This window comes from Pseudomonas sp., assembly GCF_037994325.1.
Classification (GTDB): domain Bacteria; phylum Pseudomonadota; class Gammaproteobacteria; order Pseudomonadales; family Pseudomonadaceae; genus Aquipseudomonas.
Window position 1 is genome coordinate 17,182 of the sequence record NZ_JBBNAH010000549.1, and the last position, 11,248, is coordinate 28,429.

General features: G+C 59.3%; 9 protein-coding genes and 2 tRNA genes. 3 read left to right on the forward strand and 8 right to left on the reverse strand.

All coding sequences use genetic code 11. The features are described from left to right. Positions 1-176 precede the first annotated feature (176 nt). The 3 genes from AAAB16_RS18390 to leuC form a co-directional block, all read right to left on the reverse strand. Complete coding sequence (locus AAAB16_RS18390; RefSeq protein ID WP_340664626.1) at positions 177-941, reverse strand: class I SAM-dependent methyltransferase; 765 nt, start codon at positions 939-941, stop codon at positions 177-179. Positions 942-1,051: 110 nt separating this feature from the next. Further along, complete coding sequence (leuD, locus tag AAAB16_RS18395; RefSeq protein WP_340664627.1) at positions 1,052-1,693, reverse strand: 3-isopropylmalate dehydratase small subunit; 642 nt, start codon at positions 1,691-1,693, stop codon at positions 1,052-1,054. A gap of 11 nt (positions 1,694-1,704) precedes the next feature. Next, positions 1,705-3,132, reverse strand: coding sequence for a 3-isopropylmalate dehydratase large subunit (leuC, locus tag AAAB16_RS18400; RefSeq protein WP_340664628.1), 1,428 nt, complete (start codon positions 3,130-3,132; stop codon positions 1,705-1,707). A gap of 162 nt (positions 3,133-3,294) precedes the next feature. On the opposite strand from leuC, the gene AAAB16_RS18405 reads away from it, so the two are divergent. Together AAAB16_RS18405 and AAAB16_RS18410 are read left to right on the forward strand one after the other, a co-directional pair. Then, a complete protein-coding gene (locus AAAB16_RS18405) occupies positions 3,295-4,170 on the forward strand; it encodes a LysR family transcriptional regulator (RefSeq protein ID WP_340664629.1) in 876 nt (291 codons plus the stop codon). A gap of 123 nt (positions 4,171-4,293) precedes the next feature. Next, on the forward strand, positions 4,294-7,962 hold the full coding sequence (locus tag AAAB16_RS18410) for a PAS domain S-box protein (protein WP_340664630.1): 3,669 nt from the start codon (positions 4,294-4,296) through the stop codon (positions 7,960-7,962). Positions 7,963-8,047: 85 nt separating this feature from the next. On the opposite strand, the gene AAAB16_RS18415 is transcribed toward AAAB16_RS18410, so the two are convergent. Then, positions 8,048-8,494, reverse strand: a complete 447-nt coding sequence (locus AAAB16_RS18415) for an Hsp20 family protein (protein ID WP_110617714.1) — start codon at positions 8,492-8,494, stop codon at positions 8,048-8,050. A 242-nt stretch (positions 8,495-8,736) separates the two neighbouring features. Next, on the reverse strand, positions 8,737-9,726 hold the full coding sequence (locus AAAB16_RS18420) for a tRNA-dihydrouridine synthase (RefSeq protein WP_340664631.1): 990 nt from the start codon (positions 9,724-9,726) through the stop codon (positions 8,737-8,739). A gap of 136 nt (positions 9,727-9,862) precedes the next feature. On the opposite strand from AAAB16_RS18420, the gene AAAB16_RS18425 reads away from it, so the two are divergent. Beyond that, complete coding sequence (locus AAAB16_RS18425) at positions 9,863-10,279, forward strand: hypothetical protein (protein WP_340664632.1); 417 nt, start codon at positions 9,863-9,865, stop codon at positions 10,277-10,279. Between the two features lie 3 nt (positions 10,280-10,282). On the opposite strand, the gene AAAB16_RS18430 is transcribed toward AAAB16_RS18425, so the two are convergent. The 3 genes from AAAB16_RS18430 to AAAB16_RS18440 form a co-directional block, all read right to left on the reverse strand. Beyond that, entirely contained in the window at positions 10,283-10,717 is a 435-nt protein-coding gene (locus tag AAAB16_RS18430) for a thioesterase family protein (protein ID WP_340664633.1), read from the reverse strand. Positions 10,718-10,936: 219 nt separating this feature from the next. Further along, a tRNA-Glu gene (locus tag AAAB16_RS18435) sits at positions 10,937-11,012 on the reverse strand. A gap of 80 nt (positions 11,013-11,092) precedes the next feature. Next, positions 11,093-11,168, reverse strand: a tRNA-Ala gene (locus tag AAAB16_RS18440). Positions 11,169-11,248 lie beyond the last annotated feature (80 nt).

Genomic DNA, 11,248 nt, shown 5'->3' on the forward strand with positions numbered 1-11,248 from the left:
TCCTCAAATCAATCAATGAACGGGCCGTTGGCGGCCCGCTGCACAAAACTCAACCTTTAGCCCCGTCGTTCCCGCGCAGGCGGGAATCCAGAGTGTCGCGACGAACAGAGCAATCCTGTTCAATTCTGGATCCCCGCCTGCGCGGGGATGACGCCGGAAGCGGATAGATAGGTGTTCTATTTTTCAGCCCAGAGCACCAACACATCGGTACTAAAGCTGCCGTCTTCGCCAATCTCGAAATACGCGCGCACTTCCGCACCCATGGCCTGCTGCAGTTCACGAATGGCCACACGCAAATTCTGCGGGGTGCGCATGCGCTCAACCCAGGAGTTGTATTCCAGCAGCAACCGCTGGCGGCTGTAGCTGCGGGTATGCAACCCCGCGTCGCTGACAAAACGCAGCCACTCGCTGGCCGAATAGTCGCGCACATGGCTGGTGTCGCGCAGCACTTCGACGGTTTGCAAATAGGTATCCAGCAGCGGGCTGCCGGGCGACAACACATCAATAAACGCCGCCATGCCGCCCGGTTTCAGTACCCGACGCACTTCGCGCAAGGCCTGGCCGACATCGCTCCAATGGTGTGCCGAGTAACGGCTGAACACGAAGTCGAACTCGCCATCGGCAAACGGCAAGCGCTCAGCGGCGCCAAGCTGGGTGCGAATATTGTTCAGCCCGCGATCAACGGCGGCAGCGCTGACCACATCGAGCATTTGCTGCGACAGGTCGTAAGCCACCACCTCGGCCACCAACGGCGCGACATGGAAACTGACGTGCCCTGCCCCGCAACCCAGGTCCAGCACCCGCGCGCTTTCATGACCGGCCAGCTCAGCCTGTAGCAGAGCGAACTCGGTTCCTTGGGCGTGCACAGCACTGCTCAGGTAGGCGGCAGCCTGTTCACCGAATTGTTTCTGTACCACTTGGGCGTGGGCGTTGCTGGTCATGGGGATTTCCTTCAAGGGTGCCGATTGGGACCGCGTTAGGACTGTTCGCCGGCAAGCGGGCTCCTACAGGTATGTCGCAATCCGTAGGAGCCAGCTCTCTGGCGAAGCTTTTAATCGCGGAACAACCAGGGCTGGCTGGCCCGGTGTTTGGTTTCGAATGTGCTAATGGCAGCAGCGTCCTGCAAGGTCAGGCCAATATCGTCCAAACCGTTCAACAAGCAGTGTTTGCGGAAGGCATCCACTTCAAAACCAATTACTTTGCCGTCGGCGCGGGTGACAGTTTGTGCGGCCAGGTCAACGCTCAGCTGGTAGCCGATGTTGGCTTGCACCAGTTCAAACAGCTCGTCCACTTCCGCTTCCGGCAAGATGATCGGCAGCAAGCCGTTCTTGAAGCTGTTGTTAAAGAAGATGTCGGCATAGCTTGGCGCAATGATGGTGCGGAAGCCGTACTCCTCCAACGCCCACGGCGCGTGTTCACGGCTGGAGCCGCAGCCGAAGTTCTCGCGGGCGAGCAATACGCTGGCGCCTTGGTAGCGCGGGTGGTTAAGCACGAAATCCTGGTTAACCGGACGCTTGGAGTTGTCCTGGTTCGGCTGCCCGACATCCAAGTAACGCCATTCATCAAACAGGTTCGGACCAAAGCCGGTGCGTTTGATCGACTTCAAAAACTGCTTGGGAATGATCTGGTCGGTGTCGACGTTGGCGCGATCAAGCGGTGCTACCAGGCCGGTGTGTTGGGTAAAGGCTTTCATCTATGTGCTCCTCAGGCCTGGGTCAATTCACGAACGTCGATAAAGCGGCCGGTGACAGCCGCCGCCGCAGCCATGGCTGGGCTCACCAAGTGGGTACGCCCACCGGCGCCCTGACGGCCTTCGAAGTTGCGGTTGGAGGTGGACGCGCAATGCTCGCCACTGCCGAGTTTGTCCGGATTCATCGCCAGGCACATGGAGCAGCCCGGCTCGCGCCATTCAAAACCGGCTTCGAGGAAAATGGTGTGCAACCCTTCCGCTTCGGCTTGCGCCTTCACCAAGCCGGAACCTGGAACGACCATGGCCTGCTTGATGGTCGAAGCCACTTTGCGGCCCTTGGCAACAACGGCCGCAGCGCGCAAATCTTCAATTCGCGAGTTGGTACACGAGCCGATAAATACGCGGTCGAGATGGATATCGGTGATCGCCTGGTTGGCGGCCAAGCCCATGTACTTCAAGGCGCGTTCGATGGAGTCTTTTTTCACCGGGTCGGATTCTTGGCTTGGGTCCGGCACGCTGGCGGCAACCGGCAGCACCATTTCAGGCGACGTGCCCCAGGTGACTTGCGGCTGAATCTGCGCGGCGTCCAACTCAATAACGGTGTCAAACACGGCGTCATCGTCGGAAACCAAGTCTTTCCAGGCTTCTACGGCGGCATCCCAATCGGCACCTTTGGGCGCGAACGGACGGCCTTGGATATAGGCGATGGTTTTCTCATCTGCGGCCACCAAGCCGACGCGCGCGCCGCCTTCGATGGACATATTGCAGATGGTCATGCGCCCTTCCATCGACAAGTCGCGAATGGCGCTGCCGGCGAACTCCAGAGCATGGCCGTTACCGCCAGCGGTACCGATTTTGCCGATGACGGCGAGCACGATGTCTTTCGCGGTGACGCCAAAGGGCAATTTGCCCTCAACGCGCACCTGCATATTTTTCATTTTCTTGGCCACCAGGCACTGGGTGGCGAGCACGTGTTCAACTTCCGAGGTGCCGATGCCGTGGGCCAATGCGCCGAAAGCGCCGTGGGTCGAGGTGTGCGAGTCGCCGCAGACCACGGTCATGCCGGGCAGGGTAGCGCCCTGCTCCGGGCCAACCACATGCACGATGCCTTGGCGCACGTCATTCATTTTGAATTCGAGAATGCCGAACTCATCGCAGTTGTCATCCAGGGTTTGCACCTGAATACGCGACACTTCATCGGCGATGGCGGCGATTCCGCCCTGGCGCTCAGTGAGGGTGGTCGGCACGTTGTGGTCGGGCGTGGCGATGTTGGCGTCGATGCGCCATGGCTTACGGCTGGCCAAGCGCAGCCCTTCAAACGCTTGTGGCGAGGTCACTTCGTGGAGAATATGGCGGTCGATATAGATCAAGGACGAGCCATCGTCACGACGTTTAACCTCGTGCGCTTCCCAGAGTTTGTCGTAGAGCGTCTTGCCAGCCATCAGGTTTTCCTCATCAGTATTTCTATGCATTAGGCCTTTTATTCCGGCGCTTTAAGCCTGGTCGGAATAGCCTTTTAGCTTGTGGGGTGAATCGTAGGGGCTTGCTTTAAATAACTCAAATTCATATTTTTCATACTTTGGATAACCAAGTGGAATCCCAGTATGGATCTGGCCAACCTCAACGCGTTTATTGCCATCGCTGAAACCGCCAGTTTTTCCGGCGCCGGTGAGCGTTTACACCTCACTCAGCCCGCGATCAGCAAGCGCATCGCCAGCCTCGAACAGCAACTCAACATGCGCCTATTCGACCGCCTCGGCCGCGAAGTCAGCCTCACCGAAGCCGGGCGCGCCCTGCTGCCGCGTGCCTACCAGATTCTCAATGTGCTGGATGATACGCGCCGTGCCCTGAGCAACCTCAACGGCGAGATCAGCGGACGCCTGACCCTGGCCACCAGTCACCATATCGGCCTGCATCGCTTACCGCCGCTGTTGCGCGCCTTTACCCGCGCCTATCCGCAGGTGGCGTTGGATATTCAGTTTCTCGATTCAGAAGTGGCTTATGAGGAAATCCTCCATGGCCGCGCCGAGCTGGCGGTTATCACCCTGGCGCCGCAAACCCACGCGCCGGTTAAAGCGGTGGCCGTATGGGACGACCCGCTGGACTTTGTCGCAGCGCCGGAACATCCGTTGGCGCGCCTGAAGAAAATCGATCTGAACGCCATTGCCCAGCACCCGGCGGTGTTTCCTGGCGAAAACACGTTTACCAACCGCATTGTCAGCAAGCTGTTTGCCGAGCAAGGCCTGACGCCCAATATCGGCATGAGCACCAACTACCTGGAAACCATCAAGATGATGGTCTCCATCGGCCTGGCCTGGAGTGTATTGCCGCGCACCATGTTGGATGATCAGGTGGCGCGCCTGCCGATTCCCGGCATTCAGCTACAGCGCCAGCTGGGCTATATCCTGCATACCGAACGAACCCTGTCGAATGCGGCCAAAGCCTTTATGGCTCTGCTGGATGCCCAGCGCCTTGCGTAAGCGGCTTGCACAAGCGCTTGGGCAGCAGCTAACGTGCTATGCATAACGATAAGAAGGGCTTGTTGATGACCCCACCCCGCCGCTCGCGCCACCTGCCACACCCGCCTTATGAATGGGCCCTCTATGCCCAAACCATTTGATGACTTGCCTCCTCGTCCGTTTATTCCTGCGCTAGACCCCATTGAGCGGGAAAAAGCCTGGCAAGACGCGCCGCGCCTGCTCGCCGCCCTCAATGGCGCACATTTGGGCGCCTGGCATTGGGAACTGGACACCGGCCGAATCGATTGGTCGCGCGGAGCCCAGGCAATTTTCGGCCTGGACCCTAACCGCCCGGTGCGCACTCAAGTCGATTACTTTTCGCTGATTCCCGAAGAGGAACGGGCAACCGTCCAGCAACTGTTTCAAGACGCCATCGGCGGCGCCCCGACCAACCGCCCCTTCCGCCACCGCATTCGCTGGCCAGACGGCAGCCTGCACTGGCTGGAAATTTCCGGCAGCCTGCACCGCGCCGAAGATGGCAAAAAAAGCATCATGGGGGTAATTCGCGACGTCACCGAGCAGCAAGAACGCGAGCATGCCCTACGCGCCTCCGAAGAGCGTTTTGCCAGCCTGTTTCATCTGAGCCCCGACGTGATTTTGCTGGTGCGCTATGAGGACAACGTACTGATCACCGCCAATCAGCACTTCGAAACGCTGTTTGGCTGGGGCCCCGAGGGCATCGGCCGCTCAGTCGAAGAGCTGGGCCTGTGGGCCGATGTAAGCGAGCACGAGCAATACTTGCTGGACCTGACGCAAACCGTTGAGCCGGTCAGTCATGAGGTGCAATTGCGCACCCGGCGCGGGCAACTGCTCGACGGCCGCCTGTCCAGCCAACTGATCGAGCTGGAGGAGCAGAGCTTTATTCTCAGCACCTTTCTTGACCTCAGCGAACACAAGCGCGGCGAACAAGCATTGCGCGCCAATGAAGACAAGTTCGCCAAGGCCTTTCGCAATACCCCCGACTCAGTGGTGATTACCGACTACCCCACTGGCGAAATGATTGAGGTCAACCCAGGCTTCGAGGCGCAGTTTGGTTGGAGTGCAGCGCAAGCCTTGGGCCGCACCTCGATTGAGCTGGGGCTGTGGCACAACATCGACGACCGGCGACGCATGCTCGAAAGCCTGGAAACACACGGCCGTATCGAGCAGATGGAAATCATCCTGCACAGCCGTGATGGTCAGCAGAGCATCAACCTGGTCTACGGCGGCAAAATCGAGCTGGATGGACGCACTTGCCTGGTCCTGTCGATGCGCAATATCACGCAGCAACGCCAGCAGGAACAGGAGTTACGCGACAGCCGTGAACGCCTGTCGCTGGCCTTGGAGTCCGCTGACCTGGGCACCTGGGACTGGCATATTCCCAGCAACATGCTGTACGGCTCACCGCGCGCCTCGCAGCTGCATGGCATGAATGCCGAGCCTTACCACGGCAGCTTTGCCGACTTTTTCGAAAGCGTTCCGGAGATTGAACAAAGCGCCATGCGCCAGGCCTACCGCGATGTAGTAGAAGGCGAGCGCAAGGAATATCAGATCACCTACAGCTCGCGCTTCGCCAACGGCGAAGTCCACTACCTGGAAAGCACTGCCAAGCTCTACCGCGACAGCGATGGCAAGCCGCTGCGTATGGTCGGCATCTTGATGGACATCAGCGAGCGGGTGCAGCGGGTGCAACGCCTGGCCGCATCGGAAGAAAAATTCTCCACCCTGTTCCAGGCCAGCCCCGATCCGATCTGCGTATCGCGCGTATCCGACGGCGTATTTGTGGAAGTAAACCCAAGCTTTTGCCGCACCTTTGGCTGGCCCGCCGAAGAGATCACCGGCAAAAGCGCCAAGGACATTCACTTCTGGGCGGACACCGACCTGCGCCTGCGCCTGTTTGAGCAACTGAGCCGGGAAAAAGAACTCAACAACGTAGAGGCGCGCTACTTCACCCGCTCAGGCGAAGAACTGACCTGCGTAGTGTCCAGCCGGTTTATCCGCGTAGACCGTCAGCGCTGCATCACCACCACGTTTCGCAATATCACCGAACGCCAACAGGCACAGGCCGCGCTCAAAGCCAGCGAAGAGAAGTTCGCCAAGGCGTTTCACTCCAGCCCCGATGCCATCACCATTACCGAGCGCATCAGCGGGCGCTATATCGAGGTCAACGAAGGTTTTTACCGTTTGACCGGCTTTCGCGCAGATGAAGTGTTGGGGCGCACCGCCGCCGACCTCAACGTATGGGCCAAACCCAGCGAACGCCTGCGCCTACTGGAAATTCTCGAACGCGATGGCCGCGTACACCACCTGGAAATGCTCGGCCGCCACCGCGATGGCCATCTCAAACAGGTTGAAGTGTCGGTCGAGCCCATCGACCTTAACGGCCAGGATTGCCTGCTGCTTACCGCCCGCGATATCGACGAACTGAAGAAAGCCCAGGCGCAGATTCAGCACCTGGCCTACCACGACCCGCTGACCAACCTGCCCAACCGCGCCCTGTTGATGGACCGCCTGACCCAGCAGATCGCCCTGCTTACCCGCCACGAATTACGCGGCGCGCTGCTCTTTTTGGACCTCGACCACTTCAAACATATCAACGACTCGCTTGGCCATCCGGTCGGCGACTCGGTGTTGAAAATGGTCACCGCGCGCCTGGAAGCCAGCGTGCGCCAGGAAGACACCGTGGCGCGCCTGGGCGGCGATGAGTTTGTGGTGCTGCTCTCCGGCCTGGAAGGCAAACGCTCAGAAGTAATGCGCCAGGTACGGCAAATCGCCGACAAGCTGCGCAAGCTACTGGCCGAACCCATGCTGCTGGATAACCACCGCCTGCAGGTGACGCCGAGCATGGGCATTGCCCTGATCCCCGACCATGGCAATACCCCGGCCGACCTACTCAAGCGCGCCGATATTGCCCTGTACCGGGCCAAAGACTCGGGGCGCAACGCCATTCAGATGTTCCGCAAAAGCATGCAGGAAGCCGCCAGCGAACGCCTGCGCCTGGAAAACGATCTGCGTCAGGCGCTGATCCGCGGCGAATTCGATCTGCACTTCCAACCCCAGGTTGATGCCCGCAGCGGCGCAGTAATAGGCGCCGAGGCCTTGCTGCGCTGGTATCACCCCACTCTGGGGCCGCAGTCGCCAGCGCAATTTATTCACGTACTGGAAGAAAGCCGGCTGATTCTGGAAGTTGGCGGCTGGATATTGGCAGAAGCCTGCTATGCCTGTGCACAGTTGCTGGAGGACGGCCTGATCGCCGGCGACAACTTCAGCCTGTGCGTGAATATCAGCCCGCTGCAATTTCGCCAAAATAACTTTGTAGAACTGGTTTCCAGCGCCCTGCGCAACAGCCAGCTCCCCAATTCGATGCTCAAGCTGGAAATTACTGAAGGTATCGTGATCCAGAACATCGACGACACCATCGCCAAAATGCTGCGCCTGAAAAAGCTCGGCGTCACCTTTGCCATGGACGATTTCGGCACCGGCTACTCGTCGCTGACCTACCTTAAACGCCTGCCGGTGGATGTGCTGAAGATCGACCAATCGTTTGTCCGCGATGCCACCAACGACCCCAACGACGCCGAGATTATTCGCGCCATTGTGGCCATGGCGCGCAGCCTGGGTTTGGAGATGATTGCCGAAGGCGTGGAACAGCAGGATCAGCTGGATTTTCTGCTCAAAGAAGGCTGCCACTTCTACCAAGGCTACCTATACAGCCGGCCTGTGCCGCTCCCCGAGTTTCGCGCCCTGCTTACCCACGCGGCGCAGCGGCCGTAGAAACGACAAAGGCGCCAATTGGCGCCTTTGTTTTAAATGATTTTCCCCGTCGCCCCCGCGCAGGCGGGGACGACAGGATTGGCCGTTAGCTATTCAACGCCGGGCGCGCACCATTAATTGGAATGCGCTTGGCCTTGGCTTCTTCCGGCACTACACGCACCAGGTCGATGCTAAGCAGGCCGTTGGCCAATTGCGCCGCCTTTACTTCGATATGGTCAGCCAGGCGGAACGACAGTTTGAACGCACGCTGGGCAATGCCCTGGTGCAGGAAGGTGACGTCTTTAGCGCTATCAGCACGCTTGCCACCACTCACGGTCAGCACGCCGCGTTCAACTTGCAAATCCAAGTCTTCGTCTTGAAAACCGGCTGCCGCGACGACGATGCGGTACTGGTCATCACCGTGCTTTTCCACGTTGTAGGGTGGGTAGGTACTGGCCTGTTCATTGCGTTGAGCGGCTTCAAACAGATCGTTGAAACGATCGAAGCCAACGGAGCTGCGGAACAGTGGCGCAAGGGAAAATGCAGTGCTCATGTGTCTCTCCTGAAAATCAGCAAAAGGTTAAATTCGAGACCCGACTTCGGCATCCCGTAACCCCTAGATAAGGACTGGCTGATGGCTTTCAAGAGCAGCATGGAAAATTTTTAAAAAGGGAAATGCTGCATAAACACTAACCTCCGTCGTCCCCGCGTAGGCGGGGATCCAGATTTTTAAACGTTTCGCGATTAGTATGCGGCCGGCGATTCTAGGTCCCCGCCTGCGCGGGGACGACGACGTCAGGCGATGTGCAGGCCACGCTGGGCAAACCGTTCGGCCATTTGCGCACTCACCTGCAACAACTCATCAATGCGCTCGCAATCGCTTTCTCGGCGAATCTGGCTAAACAATTCCATGGCTTGCGGGTAGTTGCGGGTCAGTTGGCCCAACCATTGTTTCAGGCGCCCTGGCGCATAACGCGGTGAGAGCTTGCCGCGCGCTTGCAGCCAGAACGATTGCAGCAGCGGCATCAGTTCGGCCCAGGTCATCGGCACTATTTCTTCACCTGCACGGGCGGCGGCAATCTGCCGAGCCAAGTCGGGAAGCGCGACTAAACCACGACCAAGCATGATGTCTTCGGCGCCGCTGATTTCGCGGCAACGGCGCCAATCGTCGACGCTCCAGATTTCGCCATTGGCGTAGACCGGCACATCGACCACCTCTTGAATGCGCGCCACCCATTCCCAATGCGCGGGCGGTTTGTAGCCGTCGCGTTTGGTGCGGGCATGCACGACGATCTGCGCCGCGCCGCCATCGGCCAGGGCACGGGCGCAGTCGAGGGCGAAGTCGGGAATTTCATAGCCCAAACGCATTTTCGCCGTCACTGGAATCGCCGCCGGCACACTGCGGCGCACTTCACTGACGATGGCGTGGAGCAGCTCAGGCTCTTTGAGCAGCACCGCCCCACCGCGGGATTTATTCACGGTTTTGGCCGGACAACCAAAGTTCAGGTCCATCACCGGCGCGCCCAATTCACACGCCAGCGCAGCGTTATCGCCAAGCAATACCGGATCGGAACCCAACAACTGCACCCGCAGCGGCACCCCGGCTTTGGTGCGCGCACCATCGCTGAGTTCGGGGGCCATTTTGTGGAAGTGCGAGGCAGGCAGCAGACGCTCGCTGACACGGATAAATTCGGTGACGCACCAGTCGATGCCACCCACCTGGGTGAGCACATCGCGGAGGATTTCGTCGACCAAGCCTTCCATGGGCGCCAGGGCGATCTGCATAGCGGTTTCTCTTTAGAGCGGGCGAAAAAGGCGGCTAGTGTAGGGGCCTGCGCGGGGCAAGGCACGACATTCAGTCTGAATTCCATCGGCGATCAGGCGGTCACACCCCATAGAACCCGATGAAAGGACGCCATCTATGCATACGCCCCCACTCCTGCTGGCCGCAGCCTGCCTGGTCTGCCTCACCAGCGCCAATGCCGAATCGCTGGTACCCGCGCCGGATGTGCCGCTGAGCACCACCGTACGCGAAAGCGAAGCCATGGCGCGCTTGGTGGTCAGCCGCGACAACATGGCACCCAACGCCTGCGCGGTGGATCTTTACGTGCAAAACCAATTGGTCGCGCAGTTAACGCCCAAGCAATCGATTGCCGTGGACGTACCGTCGGGGGAAGTGGCCATTAGCGTGTCGCGTGGCGGCTCGGGGTATTGCGTCAGTGATATACCGGCGACGGTGCAGTCGGCCGTGTTTACCCCGGGCGAAACCCGCGAGTTCAAAATTGTGGTCGACGATACCGGCGTATTCCTTTCCCCAACCGACACACAGGCGCCATAGCCGTTAGCGATTGATTACCGCTGGGCCGTAGCCTTCGAGGAATTCCGGCGGCATGCGCTTGGGCTTGCCGGTGCTTAGCTCGATGCACACAAAGGTGGTTTTGGCTCGCAGCAACGTGACCCCATCGGCGGGGCGAATCAGCTGGAAGTGCCGGCTCATGCGCAGCTTTTGATCAGACTCAATAATCCAGGTTGCCACCTGTAACTGCTCGCCTTCGTAGGCGCTGGCCAGGTAATCCACCTCATGGCGCACCACCGCCATGGCGCGGTCAAGGCGGCGGTATTCAGCCAAGTCCAAGCCCAGACTCTGCGAATGGCGCCAGGCGCAGCGCTCCAGCCAACTGACGTACACGGCGTTATTGGCGTGGCCGAGGCCGTCGATATCGTCGGCGCCTACCTGCAGGTCGATCACAAATGGTGTTGGCAGATCCCAGCTCATACATCCCCTCCCTTACGCGAGGCGGCAGTTTAGCAATCAGGGTGAATGCATGCGCGCTGGATAAACGCCGTGAATGCGTAGGTTGGGTCGGTCCGCGTGCGGTAAGCGCAGCGAAGCCCAACGGGTGGTGTCGATACGCGCCGCCACACCCACAAGCCGAAAAAACAAAAGGGCCACTTCAGAGAAGTGACCCTTCAAAAGTCCGCAGAGCGGATAAATTGGCGTCCCCTAGGGGACTCGAACCCCTGTTACCGCCGTGAAAGGGCGGTGTCCTAGGCCACTAGACGAAGGGGACAAATCCTTCAAAAACAAGGCCAGCAATAAGCTGGCCCGTGGCAGTTCATAACTAATATCGAAACATCAGTACTGCAAAATTGGTGGAGATAAACGGGATCGAACCGTTGACCTCTTGCATGCCATGCAAGCGCTCTCCCAGCTGAGCTATACCCCCGCGCCGTTCAAGCGAGACCAAGATTATAGGGCCTCTTTCAAGAGGCCCGCAAGCGTGCGACGGCGGTGTCACGGTCGAAC